The 26,036-nt window shown below is 41.1% G+C and carries 29 protein-coding genes; 26 read left to right on the top strand and 3 right to left on the bottom strand.

The genetic code is table 11. From position 1 onward, the window contains the following. Positions 1 to 127 precede the first annotated feature (127 nt). The 11 genes from AX762_RS05330 to AX762_RS05280 all read left to right on the top strand — a co-directional run bounded on the left by AX762_RS05330 (position 128) and on the right by AX762_RS05280 (position 10,280). Positions 128 to 1,075: an RluA family pseudouridine synthase gene (locus AX762_RS05330; RefSeq protein WP_071848125.1), complete on the top strand. Its 948-nt coding sequence runs from the start codon at positions 128 to 130 to the stop codon at positions 1,073 to 1,075. Positions 1,076 to 1,426: 351 nt separating this feature from the next. Further along, on the top strand, positions 1,427 to 1,957 hold the full coding sequence (locus AX762_RS05325) for a Na+/H+ antiporter subunit E (protein ID WP_071848124.1): 531 nt from the start codon (positions 1,427 to 1,429) through the stop codon (positions 1,955 to 1,957). Between the two features lie 36 nt (positions 1,958 to 1,993). After that, positions 1,994 to 2,254 (top strand): monovalent cation/H+ antiporter complex subunit F, encoded by a 261-nt coding sequence (locus AX762_RS05320; RefSeq protein WP_071848123.1) that lies wholly within the window; start codon positions 1,994 to 1,996, stop codon positions 2,252 to 2,254. Beyond that, positions 2,254 to 2,559, top strand: a complete 306-nt coding sequence (mnhG, locus tag AX762_RS05315; protein ID WP_071848122.1) for a monovalent cation/H(+) antiporter subunit G — start codon at positions 2,254 to 2,256, stop codon at positions 2,557 to 2,559. Before AX762_RS05320 ends, mnhG begins: the two co-directional genes overlap by 1 nt. Before the next feature lie 5 nt (positions 2,560 to 2,564). After that, complete coding sequence (locus tag AX762_RS05310) at positions 2,565 to 3,128, top strand: DUF4040 domain-containing protein (protein WP_071848121.1); 564 nt, start codon at positions 2,565 to 2,567, stop codon at positions 3,126 to 3,128. After that, complete coding sequence (locus AX762_RS05305) at positions 3,112 to 3,810, top strand: MnhB domain-containing protein (protein WP_071848120.1); 699 nt, start codon at positions 3,112 to 3,114, stop codon at positions 3,808 to 3,810. The genes AX762_RS05310 and AX762_RS05305 overlap by 17 nt, the downstream gene beginning before the upstream one ends. A gap of 58 nt (positions 3,811 to 3,868) precedes the next feature. Then, positions 3,869 to 4,201 (top strand): sodium:proton antiporter, encoded by a 333-nt coding sequence (locus AX762_RS05300; protein WP_071848119.1) that lies wholly within the window; start codon positions 3,869 to 3,871, stop codon positions 4,199 to 4,201. 18 nt (positions 4,202 to 4,219) lie between these two features. Continuing rightward, complete coding sequence (locus AX762_RS05295) at positions 4,220 to 5,815, top strand: complex I subunit 5 family protein (protein WP_071848118.1); 1,596 nt, start codon at positions 4,220 to 4,222, stop codon at positions 5,813 to 5,815. A gap of 200 nt (positions 5,816 to 6,015) precedes the next feature. Further along, on the top strand, positions 6,016 to 7,629 hold the full coding sequence (locus AX762_RS05290; RefSeq protein ID WP_071848117.1) for a complex I subunit 5 family protein: 1,614 nt from the start codon (positions 6,016 to 6,018) through the stop codon (positions 7,627 to 7,629). 21 nt (positions 7,630 to 7,650) lie between these two features. Further along, positions 7,651 to 9,255, top strand: coding sequence for a complex I subunit 5 family protein (locus AX762_RS05285; protein ID WP_071848116.1), 1,605 nt, complete (start codon positions 7,651 to 7,653; stop codon positions 9,253 to 9,255). Positions 9,256 to 9,686: 431 nt separating this feature from the next. Then, positions 9,687 to 10,280 carry a DUF1349 domain-containing protein gene (locus AX762_RS05280; protein ID WP_071848115.1) on the top strand — a complete coding sequence of 198 codons (594 nt, stop codon included), beginning with the start codon at positions 9,687 to 9,689 and terminating at the stop codon, positions 10,278 to 10,280. A 212-nt stretch (positions 10,281 to 10,492) separates the two neighbouring features. Here AX762_RS05280 and ndk read toward each other — a convergent pair whose 3' ends face one another. Continuing rightward, positions 10,493 to 10,894, bottom strand: a complete 402-nt coding sequence (gene ndk, locus AX762_RS05275; protein WP_071848114.1) for a nucleoside-diphosphate kinase — start codon at positions 10,892 to 10,894, stop codon at positions 10,493 to 10,495. 148 nt (positions 10,895 to 11,042) lie between these two features. Between ndk and AX762_RS05270 the strand changes: the two genes are divergently transcribed. From AX762_RS05270 to AX762_RS05230, 10 genes are all read left to right on the top strand, one after another. Beyond that, positions 11,043 to 11,303 carry a hypothetical protein gene (locus AX762_RS05270; RefSeq protein WP_071848113.1) on the top strand — a complete coding sequence of 87 codons (261 nt, stop codon included), beginning with the start codon at positions 11,043 to 11,045 and terminating at the stop codon, positions 11,301 to 11,303. A gap of 63 nt (positions 11,304 to 11,366) precedes the next feature. Beyond that, positions 11,367 to 11,861, top strand: a complete 495-nt coding sequence (locus AX762_RS05265) for a PH domain-containing protein (RefSeq protein WP_071848112.1) — start codon at positions 11,367 to 11,369, stop codon at positions 11,859 to 11,861. After that, positions 11,851 to 13,290, top strand: coding sequence for a PH domain-containing protein (locus AX762_RS05260; RefSeq protein WP_071848111.1), 1,440 nt, complete (start codon positions 11,851 to 11,853; stop codon positions 13,288 to 13,290). Before AX762_RS05265 ends, AX762_RS05260 begins: the two co-directional genes overlap by 11 nt. A gap of 852 nt (positions 13,291 to 14,142) precedes the next feature. Then, entirely contained in the window at positions 14,143 to 14,733 is a 591-nt protein-coding gene (locus AX762_RS05255) for an SWIM zinc finger domain-containing protein (protein ID WP_071848110.1), read from the top strand. 13 nt (positions 14,734 to 14,746) lie between these two features. Beyond that, entirely contained in the window at positions 14,747 to 15,787 is a 1,041-nt protein-coding gene (locus AX762_RS05250; protein WP_071848109.1) for a hypothetical protein, read from the top strand. Positions 15,788 to 15,838: 51 nt separating this feature from the next. Next, entirely contained in the window at positions 15,839 to 16,807 is a 969-nt protein-coding gene (locus tag AX762_RS05245; RefSeq protein WP_071848108.1) for a linear amide C-N hydrolase, read from the top strand. A 6-nt stretch (positions 16,808 to 16,813) separates the two neighbouring features. Further along, positions 16,814 to 16,948 (top strand): hypothetical protein, encoded by a 135-nt coding sequence (locus AX762_RS13120; protein WP_256244453.1) that lies wholly within the window; start codon positions 16,814 to 16,816, stop codon positions 16,946 to 16,948. Positions 16,949 to 17,041: 93 nt separating this feature from the next. Next, complete coding sequence (locus AX762_RS05240; protein WP_071848107.1) at positions 17,042 to 18,025, top strand: SWIM zinc finger domain-containing protein; 984 nt, start codon at positions 17,042 to 17,044, stop codon at positions 18,023 to 18,025. Between the two features lie 100 nt (positions 18,026 to 18,125). Beyond that, positions 18,126 to 18,815, top strand: coding sequence for a hypothetical protein (locus tag AX762_RS05235; RefSeq protein ID WP_071848106.1), 690 nt, complete (start codon positions 18,126 to 18,128; stop codon positions 18,813 to 18,815). A gap of 572 nt (positions 18,816 to 19,387) precedes the next feature. Continuing rightward, on the top strand, positions 19,388 to 20,110 hold the full coding sequence (locus tag AX762_RS05230; protein WP_071848105.1) for an SDR family NAD(P)-dependent oxidoreductase: 723 nt from the start codon (positions 19,388 to 19,390) through the stop codon (positions 20,108 to 20,110). Between the two features lie 180 nt (positions 20,111 to 20,290). Here AX762_RS05230 and AX762_RS12585 read toward each other — a convergent pair whose 3' ends face one another. Both AX762_RS12585 and AX762_RS05225 read right to left on the bottom strand, forming a co-directional pair. Continuing rightward, entirely contained in the window at positions 20,291 to 20,572 is a 282-nt protein-coding gene (locus AX762_RS12585; protein ID WP_143139305.1) for a hypothetical protein, read from the bottom strand. A gap of 34 nt (positions 20,573 to 20,606) precedes the next feature. Beyond that, positions 20,607 to 20,867 (bottom strand): hypothetical protein, encoded by a 261-nt coding sequence (locus tag AX762_RS05225; protein WP_071848104.1) that lies wholly within the window; start codon positions 20,865 to 20,867, stop codon positions 20,607 to 20,609. Positions 20,868 to 21,219: 352 nt separating this feature from the next. On the opposite strand from AX762_RS05225, the gene AX762_RS05220 reads away from it, so the two are divergent. From AX762_RS05220 to AX762_RS05200, 5 genes are all read left to right on the top strand, one after another. Then, positions 21,220 to 22,131: an ABC transporter ATP-binding protein gene (locus AX762_RS05220; protein ID WP_071848103.1), complete on the top strand. Its 912-nt coding sequence runs from the start codon at positions 21,220 to 21,222 to the stop codon at positions 22,129 to 22,131. Beyond that, positions 22,128 to 23,120 carry an ABC transporter permease gene (locus AX762_RS05215; protein ID WP_256244449.1) on the top strand — a complete coding sequence of 331 codons (993 nt, stop codon included), beginning with the start codon at positions 22,128 to 22,130 and terminating at the stop codon, positions 23,118 to 23,120. The genes AX762_RS05220 and AX762_RS05215 overlap by 4 nt, the downstream gene beginning before the upstream one ends. A gap of 24 nt (positions 23,121 to 23,144) precedes the next feature. Beyond that, positions 23,145 to 23,681: a hypothetical protein gene (locus AX762_RS05210; RefSeq protein WP_071848101.1), complete on the top strand. Its 537-nt coding sequence runs from the start codon at positions 23,145 to 23,147 to the stop codon at positions 23,679 to 23,681. 392 nt (positions 23,682 to 24,073) lie between these two features. Next, entirely contained in the window at positions 24,074 to 24,805 is a 732-nt protein-coding gene (locus AX762_RS05205; protein WP_071848100.1) for an SDR family NAD(P)-dependent oxidoreductase, read from the top strand. Between the two features lie 686 nt (positions 24,806 to 25,491). Next, entirely contained in the window at positions 25,492 to 25,767 is a 276-nt protein-coding gene (locus tag AX762_RS05200) for a hypothetical protein (protein WP_071848099.1), read from the top strand. Positions 25,768 to 26,036: the final 269 nt, after the last annotated feature.

Below are 26,036 nucleotides of genomic sequence, written 5' to 3'. Positions count from 1 at the left end.
TCGTCTTTTTTCTAATAGCCGGGAACAGTGGACTGGTTGCTGCACACCAGTTTTATATTAAACGAATAAATTCGCCTGATTTTCTGTTATACTACATAAGAGTCAACAATTATAGGAGTGATTATTAATGAAACAACAGCACAACGCCCGTTCTAAGAAAAAAAATGACAACCTTCGAAAGGGTACAACCCAATCTGATAAAAGAGGGATCGTAAACCACACAGTAGAAGAAGAAACGACACTGCTGCCTTTTTTACTGACTATCATAACCAATAAGAGTCGTAATTCTGTTAAGTCGATTTTAACTCGTGGACAAGTAACCGTGGATGAAAAAGAAATCACACAACACAATCATAAGTTGAAACCGGGACAAGTAGTGGGGATCTTGAGTAATAAAGAAGCTAAAAAACAGTCTGAATTGCTCGGACTAACCATCCTACACGAAGACAGAGATATTATTGTCATCAATAAAGAAGCTGGACTATTGTCTATTGCTGCGGGCGATCCGACTGAACCGACTGCCTATCATCAGTTGAGTGAGTACGTGAAAAAAGAAAATCCGGAAAACAAGATTTTTGTCGTTCATCGTCTGGACCGGGATACATCCGGTGTCATGTTGTATGCAAAATCGGAAGAAATAAAAGAAGCTTTACAGAAAGACTGGAAGAATACGGTCAAAGAACGTATTTATACAGCGTTAGCAGAAGGCAACGTTGAAAAAGACCAGGGCGAAATTTCATCTTGGCTGTCGGAAAGTAAAGGCATAAAAATGTATTCCAACCCTGAAGACAACGGCGGAAAATTTTCAGTCACTCATTACAGAAAAGTACTGGGTAACGAAAATTATTCACTTTTAGAAGTGGAACTGGAAACAGGCCGAAAGCATCAGATCCGCGTTCATTTAAAAGACATCGGTCATCCGGTGGTAGGAGATAAACTGTACGATGCAGATACCAACCCGATCAAACGGTTATGCTTGCATGCCACAACGCTTGTCCTGGTTCATCCAGGTACGAATAAACTGGTTCGCTATACCTCAGAAGTCCCGACCGCTTTTCTTAAAAGAGTAAAATAATAAGACTAGCTGCACGTGTCTTTTTTCAGGATCGTTTACCAATTTAATCTCTATTAAGGTCTCTACATTACGTAGGGCCTTTTTTTTATTCATTAATCCTAAAAAAATACTACTTTATTAGGATGATTTTTGCTAAACTATTAAATATGTAGAAAAAGGGTCGGATTTAAATTGAATTTGGTGCTTTTTCTGCGTAAGACCACTTTCGTTGGCGGTTTTTCGAAATACATATTGCATAAGAAACGAAACATGCTACAATCGAAGTACAGTTGAAAAGACGGGATACGAACTCGCTCATCGACTCACTTTGAGATAGATGTTATCTACTCATGTCGGAAGGGAGGTTTTTTTGTGAAAACTTATATAAAAAATATGTGGAAAGACCTTGTCGATAACAAAGAAGTCATCATCGTTCTCTCAATCGTCTGGGTCGTTTTATTTGAACAATTTTCTATCCCTACATTTTTGGTAGGGCTTCTTATGGCTGTCCTGGTGGTGTTATTTACCGATCGCTTTCTGCTTAAGGGCAACTATGAACATTCTTATATGATCGGTCTGGGTACGTTGACTAAATATGGTTTACGTCTGCTGCTGGAGATATTGGTAGCTGGAATCGATGTTATTCCTAATATCATTACGGGAAAAGCTGATGTCCAAATCATTAGCTGTGAAACAAAACTGACGGACGAGTTACTTATTGATATTTTAGCTAACTCGATCACGTTGACACCGGGGACCGTTACAGTCGAGAAAAAAGGCAGTAAGCTGCGTGTCTTAGCACTCAACGCACCTGGTGAAGATGAAGATCCCAGAGCCGTTATCCCATTAAAACTAGAAGGTATTCTTTTACGTTATGAAGAGAAAATCGAAGGTAAAGCTTGATCAGCTTCGCAATAAAAGCAGGAAGAAGGGAAGTAAATGAGTTTTGATGAAGTTGTTTTAATCATCGTGGCAGGCTTGTCGGTATTTGGATTGGGCAGAGTCTTGATTGGTCCGACCGTATGGGACCGCATGATTGGCTTTACACTTTTTTCATCTAAAGTTATCGTCATGGCTGTTTTAATTGGTATGATAATCGATCGTTCGTTTATGGTGGACGTGGGTCTTATTTATGGGGTACTGGGTTTTATCGGTACAATTATGATATCGCGATTTATTGAAAGAAGAGGAGATATATAATGGCTCAAATTGTAGAATGGATCGCCAATATCATTATCGTCATTGGTCTCATTTTCATGACACTCGGTGTATTTGGTGTCTATCGGTTCAAAGATTTTTTTTCACGTATCCTTGTTTCGGCAAAGGTAGATACAGTAGGTTTTATCACTATAATGCTCGGACTCATGATGAAGCATGGATTTGACTTTTTTACGGGTAAATTACTTTTAGTTTTGGCCTTATACGTTATCACAAACCCGATTGCGACACATGCCATCACAAGGTCCGCTCATATCAGTGGGTACAGAATTAAAAAGGAGAGATAAGGAGTATGTTTCAAACATTTTTACTAATCGCGTTACTTGTTTTTGCAACCTTCTCTGTCTTTTCCGATAACATAAAACGTTCGGTAATCTACCTCGGCGTTTTTTCTCTCATTATGGCCGTAACATATTTACATTACAACGCCCCAGACGTTGCTTTAGCTGAAGCAGCGATCGGTGTCGGGTTATCAACTGTGATGTACTTAGTTGCGACGAAAAAAGTATCGGTCTACGACATATGCTATGTGAATGAAGATGTAGAAATATTTAACGATGATAGTATCACTGAAATTATGAATTCCGTTGTACGTCCTCTGGAAAAATTCCTGGAGCGTACGGAAGAAGTTGAGCCACAGCTGGCTTATACGAATCATGAAATCGAAAAAATCATGCGTGAAGATAATCATGACATGTTTATTCATCGAAAAAACAACTTAACATATATATACGGTGAGTCAACAGATGCCGTATTCCAGGATATTATCGCGAACCTGAATGATGTAATCACAGATATTACAGATATCCGTGTTATCTATAGAGATGAGGTGACGTTAGATGACGGAAACGCATAAAATTATTGATATTGTTCGTATTTTATTTGCGGTTTTGGGTGCATTTGTTGTGTTGTTCTTATTCTTGAATCATGCGGAACAAATCGATACACCACTGTTTGATTATTTCACTTCAGACTTTATAGCTGAAACAGGCGCGCAGAACTCTGTTGCGGCGATCTACTTGAATTACCGTGTGTTTGATACCTTGTTCGAGGCGTTGATGTTAATGGTTTCCGTCATGGAGGTCATCAACGTGTCATGGGCAAACAAACACGCTGAACAGTATCGTTATGAAGAAGATGAACTGAACCGTAAGAATAACTCGGAAATCGTTATTCGAATGGTCGGTATCATTTATCCCTTTGTTATACTTATCGGTCTTTACGTTATCATCAATGGTCACGTATCCCCAGGTGGCGGCTTCCAGGGCGGCGCGATTTTAGCTACAGCTTTAATTACGCGTTACTTGGTCTATCCCAACTTTGACTTGGACTTGCATGTTCTGGAGAAAATCGAGAAGCTTTTGTTCTTGTCCATCGTTACGACGCCTGTTTTATATGTGTTCATGCAACTTCAACCCGCTAACACAGATTTATCAAATCAGATATATATGATTCTTATGAACTCACTGATCGGATTGAAAGTGTTCTCTGGTTTAAGTATAATATTCTACCGTTTCGTCTTTTATGAAGGACGTTAATCACTAACTGTTACATTAAACGAGCATTAACTACACTTACAGAAAGAAGATGAAACCAATGGATTTTATCACTGGAGAGATTGTTGGCATTCTGTTGTTCTTTATTGGTCTTTACGGACTGATGACGAAAAAATCGATCATTAAAACAATCATGTCCATGTCTATCATGGAATCCGGCATCTATTTATTTTACGTTACGATCAACTACGTTCCAGGGTCTGTTCCGCCCATTGGCCAGCAAGGCGATGCGCCTTTCGTCGATCCTGTACCTTCAGCATTAATGATCACAGCGATCGTTATCGGTATCGGGGTTACAGCGATCGGTTTGACCATGTTCATGCACTACAAACAAAAACACGGCATCACGCACTGGTCCAGAAACAGAAATTAATAAGGAAGTGAACGTTAAGTGTTAGGAATCTTAGTATTAGCACCCATTTTAGTTGGAGTGATCGCTTATGTGCTCAGTGAGCGTTTAGCCAAACCATTGCTGTTCATCTTCCAGGTTGCCTTCGCGGCCTTTGCTTTCAGTCAGTTCATGGCTGTTAAAGCAAATGGACCGATCGTTTGGAGCACAGGTGGGTATGAGGACGGCATTGCTTTGAGTTTATATGCCGATTCGATCTCTATCTTTATGGTTTTAATGACTGCCGTTTTTTATATTGCTTTTCTAGTCTACGCGGTCAATGCAGATTATTTCAAATCAAAATTTTACTTTCTTTTTATGACTTTAGAAGGTCTGATGATGGGACTATACTTGTCCAGTGACTTGTTTAATATTTTTGTCTTTTTAGAAGTTTCTACCGTTGTCGTGGCTATCCTGATTATGATCAATAAAGAAAAACAGGCGATCTACGACGGGATGATTTACTTCTTTGTCAACGTCATCGGCTCCTCGTTCTTACTGTTTGGCACAGGTATGTTGTACCGGACATTCGGTTTGCTCGACATGCGTGCGATCAGCGAATCCATGCAGCATCTCGACAGCGCCAAATCTATGATTCTACCGTACGGCATGCTGATGGTCACCGTATCACTGAAAACAGCGGTCACACCGCTCTTCAGCTGGCTGCCAAAAGCACACGGCACACCAAGTGCACCGCCTGTAGTATCCGCCGTTTTAAGTGGTTTGTACATCAAGAGCGGGGTATACCTGTTTATTCGTTTCAATGAAATGTTCTCACCTGTGATCGATATGCAGACGTTCTTTTTCTGGGTCGGGTTCATCACCTCGGTCGTTGGTTTTATGATGGCTCTAGGTCAGCACGACATCAAGCTGATCCTGGCTTATCACACCGTATCTCAAATCGGTCTGATCATGGTCGGTCTGAACATGGCTTCAGAAATTGCTTTCTGGGGAGCGGTTTATCATATCTTTAACCACGCTATTTTCAAATCGACTTTGTTCTTGACGGCCGGACTTATTTATCATGAATACGGCACGCGGGATGTCTACGAAATCAGGGGACTGTTCAAACGGATGCCCTGGGTTGCTGCGGCAACGGCCTTGGCGATCCTGGGTATCACGGGAGCACCGTTCTTTAATGGCAGTATTTCCAAGTATATGATTGCCCATGGGACTTACGATTACAATGTGACCATCATGCTCAATATCATCAACTTGGGAACGACCATGTCTTTCGTTAAATATGCGACCATGCTGTTCGGTGAAAACACGAAAGGCAAGCGCGTGAAATCAGATGTCTTTGCTGTCGGCGCATCCCTGGTGATGGGGATTGCTTCCTTCTTTACGGGGATCTTCGGTGAAGCCATGACGCTGTTCCTGCTAAACTACGAAGTGCATGTAAACATGGATGAATATATTCAAAAAGGCATGGTTTACGTGTTGATGATTGTTGCCGGAATAGGCTTTTATCACGGGATCATTAAACACGGGGGACTGATCACCCGAATCGGTCACTTGGAATTGACCTTTAACGGGATCATTACCGCCATGACAGGGTATTTCGTTGTCGTCGTACTGTTCTTGAATTTTATTTTATAATAGTTTTGATGTGAGAGTATCTGTTTCAATCATTCAACATAGCGTGGCTAAAGAACCTTAACAAGTCGCGTGAAAGATTGTTTCAATTAAACCGTTTTGGAAGAAACCCTTTATGCGAAAAGTCAACGAATGTATTGGGCCGGAGCTCTCACTTTTTTTACAGTTAAAATAACGCTTTCTAAAGAAGGGAGAGATGATACATGCTTTATTGGCTCATTATAGTTCCCATAGCAATCGCTGTAATAAATATCGGGTTTATCCATAGTGACTCAAGAAAGCTGATCATAGCCTCCCAAGTCGGTATCGTCGGATACACATCGTACTTATTTTACAAAGTCCGGCAAGACGGGGCGATCGCGGATAATATGGGCGGGTACCCCGGACAGTTTGCGATTACGTTATATGCCGACCGTATAGCGATCGTCCTTATCTGGTTGACCACCTTGCTTTTTCTAGGTCTGCTTATTTATGCGTACGCGGAAGATTACTTTACTTCTCAATTCGGTTTTTTGTATCTGACTTTACAATCGCTCATTATCGCTTTGTTTCTATCGACCGACTTGTTTAATATCTATGTTTTACTTGAAGTTTCTACGGTGGTCATTGCAATACTGATCATGATACGCAAAGATAAACAAGCCGTTTACGATGGGATGATTTTTCTCTTCGTGAGCGTCATCGGCTCAGGCTTCTGGTTGTTCGGGACGGGTTTCTTGTACCGAACGTTTGGCTTTTTAGATATTTATGCGATTGAAGAAGTCATCACCCAAGTCGATGACCCACGTTCGCTAATTTTACCGTTTGCTTTCATGATGACCACGTTGAGTTTGAAGATAGCTTTATTTCCATTATCCAGCTGGCTGCCGATTGCTTACGGAACACCAAGTGCCCCGGCGGTTATCCCAGCCATCTTATCAGGCGTATATGAAACGACGGGTTTGTATCTTTTTATCCGGATCACTCATATGTTTGCTCAAGTGATCGACTTACAGATGTTCTTTCTGGTCATCGGCTTTATCACTGCTATTACCGGCTTTATCTTCGCCGTAGCACAGGACGATATGCGCCTGTTGCTCGCTTATTCGACCATCTCGCAAGTGGGACTGATGGTCGTGGGCATATCGTTAGGCACGGATTACAGTTTCTATGGCACCCTGTACCATATGTTCGCGCACTCACTCTTTAAAACCGTGTTGTTCCTGTCAGTAGGCACCTTGAATACGCGCTACGAGACACGCAATATCCAGGACATTCGGGGAGTGATGAAGACATTCCCGATCACCGGAGCAGCGATCCTGTTCGGTCTGCTCGGTATAACGGGAGCACCGCTGTTTAACGGATCGATTTCAAAATACATGATCAGTTACGGTAGTGATTCCCCTTATATCCAACTTCTGCTCAATGTTATCAACTTCGGGACCTTGCTCTACAGCATCAAATTCGCTTCCGTTTTGTTTGGTGAAAAGATCAAACCCGAAAAACTAAAAGAATCCAAAGACCCATTCAATCTGACACAGTGGGTGACACTCACTTTTGGTGTCCTGACTTTATTAACCGGATTATTTGGCAATCGACTTATTACTTTTTTATACGGCTATTCCTTTGTATTTTCAACTTCAGCCTATTTAGAAAAAGGCTTTGTTTATCTCTTGCTCAGTTTTGCCGCATATGCTTTGTATCGCGGCTGGGTCAAAGAGAGTGACTTCTTTGACAAAGTAGGGCACGTAGAACTATCATTTAATGCGATGATCACATTGCAATTGATTTTCTTCATCGGATTAGCTGGTTACATGTATGTAATAACTGGACTTTAAACACAGAAAGAAGGACAAGCCTTGCTTTACTTACTCATCGTCGGTCCTATTTTGGCCGGAGTTTTAACCATTTTATTTTCAAAAAGAGACACACGCTTATTTATTATTTTCGTGCAAATAGTGCAACTCCTTTACGCGTTACATATCTTCATTGATGTCAGGCTCACCAATACGATATTCAATTTTATGTCCGGCGCCCCTGAGGGACTGTCCATCACGCTGATGGCGGACACGATCTCATCGGTATTTATTTTGCTTACAGCCATAATCTTTTTGATGATGCTGATCTTTGCTTATCATAAGGATTATTTCACCACGCAGTTCGGTTTTTTACTGCTGGTACTGGAAGCTCTGATCACCGGGTTGTTCTTGAGTACCGACTTGTTTAACTTGTACGTTTTACTCGAAGTCGCCACTGTGGTCGTATCCATTCTGATCATGATCAACAAGGAAAAACAGGCGATCTACGATGGGATGATTTACTTCTTCGTTAACGTTATCGGAACCGCCTTTTTACTGTTTGGGATCGGCATGATTTACCGCACGACCGGATTACTGGAAATGAATGCCATTGCGGAAGCTCTTCCTTTAGTGGAAGACCCGCGCTCGCTTTATTTACCGTTTGCCTTGATGATGACCACCTTGAGTCTGAAAACGGCCGTCGTGCCGCTCTTCAGCTGGCTGCCTAAAGCGCACGGTACGCCGAGTGCTCCGCCGGTTGTATCGGCCCTGTTATCGGGTCTGTACATCAAAACAGGTGTTTACATGTTTATTCGCTTCACAGCCATGTTCGAAGCCGTGATAAGTGTTCCGGAACTGTTCCTGGTTATCGGGTTTATGACCTCGATATTTGGTTTCATCATGGCTTTAGGTCAAAACGATATCAAAATGATCCTGGCCTATTCAACGGTTTCTCAAATCGGACTAATCATGATCGGTTTGACGATGGGGCCGGAAGTGGCTTTCTGGGGCGCGATGTTCCATATCGTGAGTCACGCGCTCTTTAAATCCGCGTTGTTCCTGGCTGCCGGACAAATCTATCATTATTATGGGACGCGAGACATCCGGCAAATCAGAGGAGTCATGCGTACCATGCCGCTGATCGGGCTAGCTGTCTTGTTTGGTATCCTAGGCGTCACCGGGGCACCCCTGTTTAACGGCAGTGTTTCAAAATACCTCATTGCATACGGCAGTGATGCTGCCCTGGTGCAATTTGGCCTCAACGTTATTAATCTGGGAACCATTACGTATTTCTTGAAATTCAGTACGATTCTATTCGGCAAAGACGAACGTCCGGATGAAGTCAAACCTATGAGAGAAGACAGGCTTTCAGAAATTCTCGTTTTCGTTATGGGAACGCTGATCTTAGTTTCAGGCGTATTCGGACCTGTTTCCATCGACATTTTATTCGGTTATGAAGCAACCGTCTTTACGGCCGGTTACTTTCAAAAAGGCATCATTTATATGCTGATGCTAGTAGCCGGCACCGGTATATACAATGGCGTCGTTAAAAAATCAGGTATCCTGGACGATATTTCACATATCGAACTCACCTTTAACGGCATTATCACCTCCATGACCGGATTCTTCCTGTTTGTCGCGAGTTATCTCTACGTTATGTTGTAAAAGCAATAAGGAAAGCAGAGCAGCCGCTCTGCTTTTTTTCATTACTGAAAGGTTTTAGGGGAATCCAGATCGGTTTGGGGCTAATCTTAAGAAGTTAAGCTGGTTTGGTGCTAAACTCCTTAAGATAAACCGTAATCTTGAGGAGTTTAGTGTGAAAGAGTCCCAACTCGTCAAGATTACCACCTAATCTAAACAAGTTAACCGCCTTTGAGTCGAAACTCCTTTAGATAACAAGTGTAACTAAACAAAGAGACTCTTTTCAAACAACCCAACCATATCCCGTAACTTCAATAAGGAAGCAGAGCAGCCGCTCTGCTTTTTTCATTACAGGCATTTATTTATGTAAAAAAGGTCATTCTTTTATTTTATTGAAAGGTGCGCTACAATAAGTCTATCTTAATTTACTCAGATTAACCGAGGAGGAACGAATCATGTCGCAAAAGTTTTTATCTCAAGAGCTTCAAACGGTACATGAACCTAAAAAGATGGAGATAACCGCTGACGCGCTATCCATTTATACTGAGCCAGGGACCGACTTATGGCAGCGCACGTATTATGGTTTTCAGAATGACAATGCCCCAGTCATACAGACACGCACGGACGAAACCTACTTTTCGTTTGTCACAAAAGTGGAAAGTGAAAGCGGCCATCGCTTTGACCAGGCAGGCATCGCCTTGTATCTGGATGCGGACAACTGGATCAAAGCGTCGCTGGAATATGAAAATAAGAGCTATCAGCGACTGGGGAGTGTCGTAACGAACAGTGGCTATTCTGACTGGGCGACCCAGGATGTGGATGCCGGCATCAAAACCCTCTGGTACCGACTCAGCCGCCGCGCGTCCGACTTCAGGATCGAATACAGTTTAGATGGCAAGGACTACAAGCAGATGCGCATCTGTCACCTCGAAAAAGGGGAAGGGACCATTTCCTTCGGGGTCTACGCCTGCAGTCCGGAAGACGCGTCGTTTAAAGCCACTTTCAGCGAGATGACGATCGGTCCGTGTCAGTGGGAAGTTCACGAGTAAGGAACAAAAAAGCAGCGCACACGCGCTGTTTTATTAGCATGAAACTATAATGAATTAAGATGGCATCTTAAACCTATAAAAGCTATACTTAAATAAGTGTTTCCTAGAAAAACAACTCTTTTCTTTATAATATCTTCATACAAGTCAATCAATAATCCATAAATGTGCAAAAAAAAAGAGCTGGAAAATTCCAGCTCCTCGTCTTCATTCAATTATCCAAACCAGATCTCAATTTCCCGTTCAGCACTTTCTTTGGAGTCTGAGGAATGGACGGTGTTTTTAGGCTTACTAAGACCATACAACGCACGAATGGTCTTATCATCCGCCTTTTGTGGATCAGTGGACCCGTTCAGAGCACGGATACGCGTGATGGCATTTTCACCTTCAACGATCAAAGCGACGAGGGGACCGCATGTTAGATACTCTATCAAGTTAGGATAGAACGATCTGCCCTCATGTTCGGCATAATGTTTCTTCGCCGTACTTTTTGAAGCAGTCACCATTTTCATTTCAATGACGTTCAATTCATTGCGTTCATATTCACTAATAATGGCACCAATCAAATTTCTTTCTATAGCATCAGGCTTAATCAAGACGAGCGTTCTTTCTTGCATAAAACATTTCCTCCTCATAAGTGATTTCTGCTTCAAGCTTATCATATTTATGAACAGTTAGACACTATAGGGATGTCCAATCTTTAATTATTCCAATCAAGGCACTTTAAAGTACATATAATTAGTCAAAAAAAAGGAGTAACGGATAATGTCAGATCTTATAGAATTTTTAGTCGAAGTCTTTCTAGAAGGAGTAATAGAGGTCGCTCAATCAAATAAAAGTCCAAAAACAGTCAGATTAGCTATTTACTTTGTCATTTTTAGTGTCGTAAGTGGTTTTCTATATTTGTCATTCGTCATGCGCGAAGATATAGTAATGTTTTTAACCTTTTCAATTACAGGTTCACTTTTGAGTCTCTGGCTATTATTTATGCTAAATAATTATGCAAAGGACTATAAACAGAAATGAACATTACTAGATCTATTTAATTGGACCTACGTAGTTATCAAAACAATCTAAAGGAGCGTATTCATGAACTACCCCTTATTGAAAAATCAATTACCTGAAACGATCAAAAAAGTTTGGATAAAAACAAGTTTGCTCACCTTTACCCTCTCACTCTTGTTTGGCGCAGTCTTCGCCGGCGCACTAATGTATTTTGAAAGACTGACGACGATTTGGCAGCTGATTGCCGGCAGCTACCTCTCAGTGATCCTGCTCATATTTTTGTTGAATTTTTTCCTCATCAGCTACCGTTACACGTATTTCCGTTATGAAATAACTGGTAAAGAAGTCGTTTTCCAAAAAGGTTTCATCTTTCGCTCGATTACATACGTCCCATTTTCCCGGATTCAGCACATCGAGACGGAACAGGGCCCGTTATTGCGACAAGAGAACTTGATGGAACTGATCATACATACCGCTGCGACCAACCATCATATCGCCGGCTTGTCCATCGAAGAAGCTCAAATGATACGCCACAATGTATTGCTGAAAGTTGAGGAGCTGAGTGAAGATGGAAACTGAGCGTAAAAAATTTCATCCCTCAGTCATGCTGGTTTATTTTATCAGAGACTTGAGGAAATGGGTCTTCCTGTTTTTTATCCTGCTGGTGGATATTAACGATCGCGGACTGTATTCGATCATCGGATTAAGTGCGCTCGTAGCGTTCATTCTTATGAAAAGTATCGTCAAATACCTAACGGTGACCTATGACGTATCTTCCGAAAAAATCATTGTCTACCGAGGCATCTTCAAGAAAAGAGAAACAGAGATCACCTACGACCGGATTCAGACGATCAAGCAGCGGCAATGGTTTTTCTTCAAACCATTCGATGTGGTCGAAGTCCTGATCGAAACGGCAAGCAGTTCATCTGAAGAAGCAGAAGCTTCGTTGACCGCAGTCGATTATTCACTGCTGGAAAAAATCGAAACCTTTAGAAACAAAACCGCTGTCCATGTAAAAGAAAACCGGACTCCTGCCGACCGTTCAGACATCCGCTTTCGTTTGACCAACAAAGAGATCGGCCTGTATGCACTGACGGATGTGACGGCTATTTTCGTATTGGGCACCATCTTTACTTTTGCATTGGAATGGTTACCCGATAGTTTGTATGCTGAGATCTTTTCTTTGCTTGATTACTTTGAAGGCGCGCTGAGCATCCTCCTGCCGTTTATTGGTATAACGATCATCGGGGCTTTATCGCTGTTGAAAAACTATGTCTTATTTTACAACTATCAAGCCTCCCTGGAGGACGAAACACTTACGATAGAGTATGGTTTGTTTGAAAGGAAGCTTCAAAAGATCCCGCTGGAAAAAATCCAGGGCATCCGACTACACAAACAAATCATCCGCACGCTGTTTCAGCGGTCATCCGTGGAACTATTGATAATGGGCGGCCAGGAAAAAGAGAGCGCAGGACTGAACGCCGGCAAAGTCTTCTTGTTTCCACTTATCAAAAACAACAGCGTCTACAGTCAGCTGACCGAATTCCTGCCTAATATCGCTATTCAAGAACCACAGATCCAAAAGGTTTCCAAGGACAAGCTCTGGTATTTCCTGCGCTGGACACTCCTTATGGGCGTGCTCCTAGTTGGCGCTGCTTTCATGGTGAACAGACTAATCGGAGTGGGCTTAGCGTTCGCTCTGATCATCGCACTCGTGACGGGATGGAAGAAGAGCCGCGTCCAGGGATACAGCGTGCAAGCGTCAGATATTCTCTGCTTACAGCAATTTCAGGGGCTTTCAACCGTTCAGTTGTTTATTGCTCGAAAAAACATCCAGGCCTTTGCCCAGTCGACGACCGTCTGGTTAGCGAAAAAAGAGCTGGGTCACTTGAAAGTCTCATTCAAAGAAGGGGAATCCCCCGCCGAATTCAAACTCCTGTTCATCCCACAAACCGATTCAGAACAGATTTATGACGAGTTCTGGAACAAATCAGCTCCCTTAAGTTAAGGGGAATTGAAAGCTCGTCAGAAAAAATCATGACAGGTATTCCTGCAGTGGTTGCAGTAACCCGCAAAATAAACTGCCGAAAAATTCACACCTTATTTGTTTTCTTAACTGAAGACACGTAAGGTGTTTTCTTATGAATAAGCTGATCACTCTGGAAAGGTTACACTGAGTTGGACAGAAAAAGGACAGGAACACTTTCCGGTCCTATCCCTTAGTATCAACCCTGAAAATATTTTTATTATCTTTTTATATTTATGCTAGTTGGTCAAATATGTTCGTTACACGCCACTTTCGAATAAGCACTATTTTTCCATACTCTACTTCAGATGCAACCATACCAGCGAATGCTAGAGTCACTGCACTTGCTGCAGGTAACAGAACACCTCCAGATAAAGCACCAATTAGTCTTTTTCTTGTCTTTTAATATTTCATCTTTTGCTCATTGATGTCTTTCATTGGTGACTAAATGCTAATCGATAGAAGTGAAGCACTTTATCAGCTTTACTTATGTCGATAACGTCTAATCGTTACAAGCTTGCTCTTTTTCAGACCAAGCTCCTGTCGATAAACAGTTAATCGACAGGAGTGGAAGGTTATTTATCAGACACTTGTTTCGATTAAGCCAGAACAGGCTCTGCTGTCCAACCGAAGTGACCCTAAACGCTGAAACAAGCATTTGATCACACTGCTTTTAGGAAGGTGAGTTGGCATCAACTCGCCTTCTACTAAATAAAAGAAATCCTTTCAAAGATATATAGTTCTTTCATATGCTTAGCGTGCGTTATGATAAAGATAGCGTTCCATAAAAGAGTATTACATCGTCATGCAACCAACCTTGGAGGTGCTGTAACCATGAAATTATCTAACTTTGAAAAATCCATTGATCCTGTGATATTAGAGAGGGGACAGGCTTATTATAACAACCGGTTCATCGAGTCTATTGATCAGTTTAACTCATCACATTATATAGTTAAAATTACAGGTTCAAAGCACTATACTGTAGAACTGAAACTGGCTGCGGACTTAGACACGGTAAAAGACATCAGCTGTGACTGTCCGTATAATCGAGGGCCTTACTGCAAGCATATTGCCGCTGCGCTTTATCAGCTGACCGAAAAAGAAACGACCACGAGGCATCAGGAGTCAGAAGTGGATGCCCAAGTGATTCTTGAGTCGCTGGACAAAGCCGAGCTTGTCAGTATGCTACTCGGATTATTCAAGACCTACCCCTTTGAAAAAGACACTTATCTCTTCAAGTACAGTGAAGAAACATCCAATGCAGTCGGACCGACCTACTTCAAACAGAAAATAGACGAAGTCATTTCCTCTTACGTTCATCCGTATCAGATTATCGGGTATTACGATACCATGCATCTGACCGATCAACTGGAAGATATCCTAGACGTTATTGCTGAAGTCAAAGATGTGCCCCCCCGTTTTTGATAGTTTACTTTATATGCATAAAAAGACGGTGAAGTTGATCGAGCAGTCCGACGATTCAGCCGGTTCGGTCGGCAGTCTCTTGATGGGGATTGAAGGCGAACTTCAGGATCGATTAAATCAGGTAAGTATGGACACTAAGACCAAATTATCCCTGTTAAAGAAACTGGAAAAAACGGTCAACCTTAAGATTTATGAGGGATGGGAGACCCTAGCAATAGACTTGCTCGGAATTTTCAGCACGGCTGTCCCAGAAAAGCAAGTGCGCGAGGCCTATGTTGATTTAATTGATAAAAAAACGGAAAAATTCAACAAAGAAAATCAGCCTTACACTGTTTCAGTTTTACTGAAGCTGAAAGCATCTGTCATTAGAACCTACGAATCAGAAGACACATATAAAGACTTTCTATACACCCACGAAGAAGACCGCTATATGAAAAAAGAACTTATCCAGTATCTTTTGGAAAAAAAGGCATACAGTGACGTCCTGGACAGACTGGACCTTGATGATGGTTCCAAACCGTTGCATGCAAAGCGGGACCAGTTAAGACACGCATACCAAGCTTATGCAGGCATGAACGAGACGGACAAGCAGATCGAAACAGGAAAGAAACTTATCCTGGCGGGAGAGTTTGAGTACTACGAAAAAATAAAAGCGATTGCTGAAGATCCAGAAGACCTCTACACCCAAACGAAACAAAGCATTCAAGCGATGAACTCTTTTGAAGCTTTTCACCTGTATAAAAAGCTGATCATAGTCGAACAGGATACCGAGGCTATACTGTCACTGACAAAAAATAATCCGGCTCTTATCGAAGAGACTATCAACTATCTTAAAGACGCTTATCCGGAAGAAACGTTTACCCTGTACACACGGTACATGTATCAATTAGCCGAGGAATCTTCAAACCGGAAAGAGTATAAAGTGCTCTGCCGCAAACTGAATACCTACGGGGAACTTTTCGGCTCTCAGGAAAAAAGCACCGTCATCAGTCATTTGGAAGAAACTTATAACCGCAGGCCGGCGATGAAGGATGAACTCAGTAAAATCAAATAAGCAAACGGGGTTGTAAGCTATTTAGACTCAACTTCAAAGGGAGTGTATCAAATGTGTACAACAATCGGGTTTTCATATAGAGACGGTGTCGTGTTCGGTCGTACGCTCGAAGTGGGCTTCCAGATGGATAACAAGATCACTTATGTTCCCAAGAACACCAAAGGGTTCATCACGACCACGGATGGCGTGTTTCCCACTCATTATGCGACCATCGGCACAACCTTTTTCAATATCGCTTCTTTTGGTGACGGCATAAATGAACAGGGCTTAATGGGTTCAAACAATCTTTTCCCCGGATATGCCTCGTTTGCAGACGCGGAAATGCCGGATAAGCTCAACTTAACAACTGCTCGCGCATTTGATTATCTGCTTACACGCTGTGCCACTGTTGCGGAAGTGAAAGCGGAAGCCCAAAAATTATGTATCGTCGAGAAGGGGATAGACGCTAACGACCTGTCGAAAGAAATGTATTTCTTTTTCATGGATGCAGACGGAAACGGCGTTGTCCTTGAACCGAAAAATGGCATCTTAACCGTTCATGATAACCCTTTTGGTGTCTTGACCAATGCACCCGATTTCCCCTGGCATACTACTAACTTAAGAAACTACCTGAGCTTGCAACCAGAAAACATTGAAGAACGAATGTATCACACGACTAAACTCAGCAAGCTCGGGGAAGGCAGTGGCTCTGTCGGACTGCCGGGAGACTTTACGCCACCGTCGCGATTTGTTCGCTCCGCTTATCTTGTTGCACACACACCAGCGAATCTGGACCGTGAAGAAGCTATTCTGCAAGCCTTTCGGATATTGTCCCATGCCGATATCCCTACAGGCGCAGTGATGGATAACATCAGAGGCCAACAAGACGAGACCCTTTACACCGGCATGATGGATACTAAGAAAAAAGCCTGTTTTATCAAACAGCGTAGTTATATCGATTTGCAATCTTTTTATCTTGAAGATTTCACAGAGGAAAAAGGCATCGTTTTTGTAAAAATCAAGAAAGAAATGACGCTGTAAAAGCCTTTGACCAGAGACACGGTTACCTCTTCCTACGACGGACGAGCAGTAGAGTTGATCGACATACCAAACCAGCAATACGAGGATCCAGATGGAAACATTTACGAAATGAGTCTTATACTGGAAGATGAAACAGAATAACTGCAAGCTAATTTATCAGAATAAGAAATACAAATAAAACAAGCATCTTGTCTGACTCAGTCAAAAAAACCAGCTGAAAAAGGGGTGAGGATAATGAAACTGTCGACTTTTGAGAACACGGTGGAGCCAATTATTGTTGAGCGTGGACTGGATTACTTTAGGAGAAATATGATTAAAGAAGTTCTGAAGAAGAATGAGTCACACTTTGAGTTTGAAGTGAAAGGATTAAAAAGATACACCGTGGTCGTGCGCTTAAAAGAAGACAAAGACACCGTATCTGAAACATCGTGCACGTGTCCTTACGAGACGGGACCTTACTGCAAGCATCAGGTCGCTGCCTTTTATTACCTCAATGAAAACAAAGTAAAGGACAATGACTTGATATTTTTTGCCAATATCAGACTGTATCTATCACGCTTATATAAAAACGAATTGATCGAAATGCTGATCGATCTGGCAGAAAAATATCCGGCAGAAAGAAAGTTTCTTTTGTCCAAGCACGCCATCTATCGGCTGTACCCCGATTTAAGGTATCTGAAAATGACCTTTGTCGAAACGATCGTGTCCTATCTCGGAGAAGAACCGATTGTTGACCCATACAATATAATGGATTTGACCGATGACCTCGCTCAAGTCATTGATGTTGCCAAGGAAATTGACGATGCCGAAGTGTATTTCAACACACTGTTTTTCTTTTACACAGAAGTCGTCATGCTGAAAAAAGTGACCGACGATAAGATGGGGAGCCTGGATCCACTGCTTATGTATATCCTCTACGAAACGAAGCAACGCTTGTCACTAATCACGATGGTATCGCACGAACAAAAATTGAAAATAATGATTATATTGGATTTGACCACAGATAATCAGCTCTATATTCAACACATGTCTGACACCGTCCGCTTACTCTCAGCGTTCAAAGACCACCTGGAAGAAGAAGATGTCCGAACTAGCTTCATATCCATCCTGCATAAAAAGATGGATTCATGCATCAATATCGGTGATAAAAGAAATTACGCGGAACTGCGTGAATTGAAGAGTTATGTGGAGAATTGGTATGGGGGAGCTAAATTATAAATAAATATTTTTAATATATAATTAAATAATGCAAAGAAATGACAACTCACTTTCGGCTTTTGATAGCTAAAAAAACTGAATTGTCCTAGGAGGAAACAAGTTGAATGATGCCATACTAACAATTTTAACAGTAATCGGTATCTCTATTATTATTATAATTGTACTTATTTACTCTTTAAAGAAAAAGCCAATGAGCAATACTAATGCAGATCCAGCAAAAAATAAGAATGAAGACATCACTCAGGACGAAGGCTTTAGTAAGCTAAACACATCCGAAGCATTGTCTCCAGTTAATCCAGATGCAGGCGCAAGTAAGAAGGAAATGGCTGCGATCTCAGGTCAGCATTATATGCATCAAATAACGCGTGATTTGCAATCGATCAAAGGTGAGATAGATAAACTTGTCTCTTATCATCATGATGAAAAAACAGCGATGCTCTTAACTGTTAAAGAGAGATTAACGAAGATTACCGAAAAAGAGAATGTCGATGCTTCTGATATTATTGAAATCAGACAGTTAAATATTAATGCTCGAGAAGTGTTTAACGAGTATTATTTGAGACTGCAACGAATGGATCTGGATGATTTAACTATCGAAAAGGTCAAACAGTTAACGAAAATCAACAAAATGAAGGAGCTGATCAAACTAATTGATGATAAGGAAATTAATCAGACCATCCAATTATGTTTTTATGCAGATTATTTAAGTTTACAATGTGAGTTAGCTGAAATATCTACACGAATGAAGAGTGTCAGTGAAACTGATCAAACACCTCTTATTGAAGAATAAATGCAATCTTTAGGTAAAAATTATCCAAATCCGTTTATGATTAACCTAAAGGACGAGGTTAACAAAAGATACGCTCCGATTTTAACTAATGCTCAGCTTTTCAAAAAAATTGGTTAGAACGCAAATTAGATAAGCATTACACCAACAAGGTACCAGAACAAATTGAGGAAATGCTGAATGATTTGGATAAACCTAAACAGTTACTCTACATGGTTTCTAAAGATTCTACTGAACAAAGCGTGTTTGTGGCAGAGGAATACTAAATCTTAATATGAATCATACTTGAATAGTAAAAAAGCAATAATAAGAATAGATATGAACGCTAACTATTCTTTAAATGGATGGTGATCCAATTGTTGATTGGAGAATCTCCTATTATGACCGGTATTTTTCAAATGTCCTTTTTAAAGGTGTAAGCTCTCAACTTTGAAATGGCCGTTTCTTGTGTAATCGTTTTCAAAAAAGGTATACTTACTTTAAGTGGGATGTATCTCTAGTCTGTCCTTAACTGCTACAGTAGACGATGGACTCAATGATACCTTTACCGCAAAATAACCAAGGAGGAAATAAATATGTTAGATGTCAAAAACAAATGGGTCCTTGTCACAGGAGCCAGCCGAGGGATCGGACGGGAGATTGCACTCGCCATGGCCAAAAAAGGGGCGAACGTCATCGTCCATAGCCGAGAGCTGGCGCATACAGAATCGTTAGTCGAAGAGATCAAAGAATTAAGTGTTGAAGCTTTTTCTGTGGCAGCGGAACTGTCGAATGAAGAAGAGGTCAGAAAAATGGCCGATACGGTTTCAGAGAAAGCAGCGGTCGATATCCTGTTCAATAACGCAGGCGTCATGCTAAAGGGACAGGACCCTTACTGGCAAGTGGACGTTAGTGAGTATGCCTGGACGTACCAGGTCAACGTGATCGCCCCAATGATCCTGATAGAGAAATTCCTGCCAGGTATGCTGGAACGAAAATTTGGACGCATCATCAACACCACGAGTGGCATCAAGAATAGCCCAGCGAAAGGCGCTTATGCCGCATCAAAAGGGGCACTCGATAAACTGACCAAGGATTATGCAAAGAAACTGAAAGCCAAAAACGTCACGATCAATGCCATCGACCCCGGCTCGATCAAAACAGACTTGGGCGGAGAAAACGCCTCTCATGATGTCGAAACGGTCATCCCCGGCATGATCATCGGCGCCTTTGTACCAAAAGAAGTCACTGGACAGTGGCTGGCAGCTCAAGATTATAGAGGGAAGAGTCTTGAAGAGGCTTTGGAGATGTTGGAATAATTAAAGCATAGTATGAAAAGACAGTAACCAGCATTTAAATACTGCATACAAATACCTAGTTTTATATCTGCTTAGACACTTAATGATATGGAGAGAATATGTTGACATAAATTGTCTGAATCATAAGCTTTAGACATTTGTCACTTACCATCTATTTAATGTATGCGAGAAACAGCGCGTTTAAACAAAATAAATCAGCGATGAATACTGGAAGAGGGGCTCTTTCAGATCATCACTGATTTTTTTGTCTAATTTATTTCTCTCAGAAACGTTGTTAAAGACACGCTCAAATGTCCAGCCAGGCACCTGGTCAAATTGATCGGAACCGGAATGACCGCTGAGTTGATGCTTCTCGTCATAAAGGTCATCTTTTTGTACTGTTCGTTTAAGAAGATACAAATATTCTTGAAGACGTAGGAGAGCGTTTACAAAGACAACGCCACAAGACTTTGGAAGGTCCAAAAAACGACTAATAAGATGACAGCAGTGTAAGCGGCTAAAACCATTTGAAGACAAGGAGTGCTTTATCTACACCGATAGGATACGCAAGCGTAAACCGGTCATCTTCAATATTTCCTTCTAAATCACAGATGTTATTGGCGAGTAAGATGGCCATGACCGTGACTGATGCTGGAATGGACGTTACGATGAGTTGACCTAATTTACCTTGGCTCTCTATCAGATCAGTGATTTTTTCTATAATCAGTTCAAGCCACTTTAGCAAATGGGCTTGAATGTCGGGGTAGCTGTTCCACATTACGGATCACTTTTTCTTGAAATGCTACTAGTGCAGAATGATTTTTAAATGTTATATACACTAATACATTTATAGTTATACCCTTTTAATTATTTTCCAGTTATGTTAGATTTAATTAAGAGACTGCGTAATACAAAACAAGACGGAAAGGGCGTTTTCGATGTAGAGACAGTTAAATTAATTAAAGAATTATAGAGAAACGTACGAGAATCGATCATACAAGAAAGACTCGAGCTGCTGGCAGAGAGTATCAGCCAGGGGATCGTTCCGGTATGTTGGAAGTAAATCATTCGTAAATGTTCTCATAAGATTAAACAAATACACCATTAAAAAAGATAGAAAAGGAGATAATATGACGGCAACGATCGCAATAGAAAATGTAGGAAAAACCATCAATAGAAAAAAAATCATCAAAGATCTCTCTTTAACGATCAACGAGGGGGAAGTTTTAGGGCTGCTCGGTCCTAATGGCGCCGGGAAAACAACGCTTATTCGCATGATTGTTGGACTTATTGAGATAAATGAAGGGCAGATCAGTGTTTGCGGCCATGATGTTGAAAAAGAACACAAAGATGCTTTAGGAAATATCGGAGCGATTGTCGAAAATCCAGAGATGTATCCCTTTTTCTCAGGACAAAAGAACCTTGACTATTTTGCACGCATGCACACGAATGTCTCTAAAGAGAAAATTGCAGAGCTTGTAGACTTTGTAAATTTGACCGACAGAATCAATGACAAGGTTAAAGACTACTCACTAGGGATGAAACAGCGGTTGGGGATTGCTCAGGCGTTGATGAATGATCCAAAGGTGTTGATTCTTGATGAACCAACCAACGGCTTAGACCCCGCAGGCATGCAGGAATTAAGACGTCACATTCGTATGCTTGCAAAAGAGAAAAATGTCACAGTGATCGTATCAAGTCATCTATTAAGTGAAATCGAACTCATGTGTGATCGTATCGCTATCATTAAGGAAGGCGAACTTATTGCAGTAGAAAACGTTAAGGAAGAAGCAAAACAGCATTATCACTTCAAAGTCTCTGATCGAGAAAAAGCGCAAGCACTGTTACAAGAGCATTTCGACATGACCAGCCAGTTGAATGAGGACTATTTGGTCGTAGAATTACCCTCTGAACTGTCCGATGTTTCCAGCATAGTGAAAGTGTTCGTGGACAACGGTATCGCACTATACAGTGTGGAACCGAAAAAACATTCGCTCGAAGATCGCTTTATGGATCTGACAACTGAAAACAGGAGGATATGATGATAAAACTAATAGTTAACGAATGGCAAAAAGTATTTTCAAGAAAAAGCAACATTATTATTATGATATTCATTGTCGGCCTTTCGGCAATGCTCAGTTTCATACCGCTGATTTTCGAAAATGAACAGGCAAGCGAGTCGAGTACATACAGCCAAAATTGGCAAAGTGACGTGTCACAGCAAATAACCACCTTGCAAGAAGAAACAGAAGAAGTGCTCAATCGAGACACAGAGTTATCGTTTGATGAAAGCATTACAGTCACTATGAATGAAAGCGAGATCGGGCGATTAAGCTATCATTTAGCCGAAGATATTGAGCCACCTGCCGTAAATAATTTTTATAGCAGCTTAATCGGGGCATCAAGCTTGAATGCACTGATAGGTATTTTTGTAACGATCGCAGCGAGTGCTATGGTATCAAAAGAATTTTCTATGGGGACCATTAAATTGCTATTGATACGTACCCAGTCTCGGTCAAAAATATTAACGTCTAAATACATCACGACCCTGCTATTGGCGTTCTTTTATTATGGACTGTTATACTTATCGACGGCCATCTTCTCGTTATTCACAACAGATATGAATCCAACGTCGGAATATGTCTTCATGACGATGAATGGAGAGTATGAACATGTGCAATTTATAGGCTATTTTGCCGGATTAGTGGCCAGCAACCTGGTTTATTTAGTCATTATCGCATCCTTGGCGTTTATGCTATCAACCATCACGCAAAACACCTCACTATCTCTAGGTGTAACATTAGGAGCCTTATTTTTAGGTGCCGGCTTAACTCAGTACGTCGCATCAAGAACGGATCTGGCCAAGTATTTATTAACGGCAAACTGGAGTTTAGAGAATTATCTACCAGGACGAATGGTATCCATTGAGGGCTTAACTTTACCCTTTTCCATGATCGTTAATGCTGTGTATGTTGGGTTGTTTTTGGGACTGGCTTATTATGTATTCAACAAGCAGGATGTTCTATCTTAACTATGAAACGAGGAGGAAAAACAGATGAATGAGAATGAGAAGGTAAGAAACAATAAAAAAAGATTTCCATGGATAGCGCTTGCTGTTTTTGTTGTTGTTCTGCTTGCGTCCATCGTAATCAATTTGAATACTGCAGATTTTGCAGCTGAACCGCAATTTGCTGAGCTAGCTGAGATCAATCCCGAAGTGATGTCTTTGGGGCTCGTTTTCGGGTCAGTATTTGGTGTTATAGCCGGATTAATTGGCGTGGGTTTTCAATATCTGGTGACGAAATTCCCGACCCAGTGGATCGCTAAAGATTCTGATGTCTATAAAAACGATATTTGGTCGGCTTTATTTTACTCATCAGCCATTGTTATTGTGATTGAATTGATCGCTCTATTATTAGATCTTAAGATGAATAGTGTGTTTGCAGTACTAATGAGTATCCTTACAACGGGCTTGTTCCTTTTCTTTTATTTTTCGGGAGAAAACAAACCCTATCATATCAAAAAGGCCATCACAATTGTGAGTGTTGTCATAACCGGAATCGGTATCATGTTATCAACTGGAGCACTGTGACGAGCTGTTTTAAATAACCTATCCTTTACTGTCGTTTATCAAGGTTAAAGGTGTACAAGGTATAAAGGCCAGTGAGCAATGCTTTAGGCGACTAACATCAGAATGCGCAACGAAGATGAAGGTAACCAAGCGTTGTGTTGTGGACTCTAACTGTTAAATAGTATATGCAAAAGGCACGAAATCAATCCTTTTTTGGTTTCGTGCCTTTTTTGTTATTCAAAAGTCTACATGAGATTTATGAGATCAAAAAGCTCTTACCTTGCCTCAAATACCTATGAAAGCGTATACTGATATTAAATAGTCAGTATTTATCCTGTCACTAGTTAATCGTGGCAGAAACCAGTTACACGAACGCTTTGTTACTAAAATATTATTTACAGGAGGAAACAAATATGTTGGATGTCAAAAAAAAATGGGCACTTGTCACAGGAGCGAGCAGAGGGATCGGACGGGAGATCGCTTTAGCGATGGCCAAAAACGGTGCGAATGTCATCGTTCATAGCCGGAATGTTGCGCATACAGAATCACTAGTCGAAGAGATCAAAGAGCTCGGTGTAGACGTCTTTCCTGTGGCTGCGGAACTGTCGAACGAAGAAGAAGTCAGACAAATGGCCGATACGGTTTTAGAAAAAGCAACGGTGGATATTCTGTTCAACAATGCAGGCGTCATGTCAAAGTTTCAGAACCCTCAATGGCAAGTGGATGCCAGTGAGTATGTCCGGACGTATCAGATCAACGTGATCGCGCCAATGATCCTGTTAGAGAAGTTACTGCCGGGCATGGTGGAACAAAAATTCGGACGCATCATCAACACCACCAGCGTCGTCAAGAACCAGCCGGCGATAGGGGCTTATGTTGCGTCAAAAGCCGCGCTGGACAAACTCGCCAAGGACTACGCTGGGAGACTGAAAGCCAAAAACGTCATGATCAATTCCGTCTACCCCGGCTGGATCAAAACAGACCTGGGCGGAGAAAAAGCACCGCATGACGTGGAGACCGTTATCCCCGGCATGATCATCGGCGCCTTTGTACCCAAAGGAGTCACCGGACAGTGGCTGGAAGCTCAAGATTATAGCGGGAAGAGTTTGGAAGAGGCTTTGGAAATGCTTGAAGAACAGAAGTAATACAACAAGAAAATTGATTTGTAGTGACCCTAAAAGTAACTTTTTAGGGTCATATTACATATTCCAATTTCACCTAAGAACAAAGATGAGATGCATATTATTACGAGAACGATACTCACGCATGGAACAGGATCTTCTGAAAAAAGAAGGGGAATCAGAAAAACTGTTATTGAATGTAATGCCTTAAATGCTAAAGTTCGGGAGCTGAAAATAAAATGATATTAAATAATTATGATACTTTTGAAAGATACGGAGAAGAAAGACTTTGACATATACGGAGTAGCAGATAGTGATGATAAAATAACAGGATATATCGAAAATAAAGATAGTCATGAATAGGAAGAAGGAATAGTAGGAAACTATTATACTAAATTTGAGTCAGATGATTTAGTATCAGATTCAACATCATTGCTTAAACTGCTAGAAGTATTAAGGGATAAAAATCGTATGTTTGTCTTAGAAAAAAAATAGGTCGAAAAGATTGTTGACCCATACAATATAATGGATTTGACCGATGACCTGGCTCAAGTAATTGATGTTGCCAAGGAAATTGACGATGCAAAAGTATATTTCAACACACTTTTTTCTTTTACACAGAAGTCGTCATGCTGAAAAAAGTGACCGACGATAAGCTGGGGAGTCTGGATCCGCTGCTCATGTAAATCCTCTACGAAACGGAGCAACGCTTGTCGCTGATCACGATGGTTTCACATGCACAAAAACTAAAAATAATGATCATATTGGATTTGACCACAGAAAATCAGCTCTATATTCAGCATATATCTGACACCGTCCGCTTACTCTCAGCATTAAAAGACCACCTGGAAGAAGAAGTCAGAACTAGCTTCATATCCATCCTGCACAAAAAGATCAATGCATGCATCAAGATAGGTTATAAAAGAAATTACGCGGAACTGCGTGACCTGAAGAATTATGTGGAGAATTGGTATGGGGATAGGTAAATTGATCCTCATACTTTTTTTCGAAATAGGTAATAACTCGTTAGCGATAAAAGTTTTATAAAATCGTTTTATTTAAAGTAGTCTCATAACTATTGTACTTTTGTGATATATTAAATTTAACAATTCTTTAAGCGAGGTGATATAAAATGAAAATAAACTCTCCAGTCATTTATGAAATGGATTATAGTGTTAAGAGTATCGATGTCATTAGAGAAGATATTTCTAAAAAGAATAATCAATTAATATTTAATTATCCCACTGTTTATATC

The organism is Alkalibacterium sp. 20, assembly GCF_001885615.1.
GTDB lineage: Bacteria > Bacillota > Bacilli > Lactobacillales > Carnobacteriaceae_A > Alkalibacterium.
This window is presented reverse-complemented; position numbering and strand designations above follow the sequence as displayed.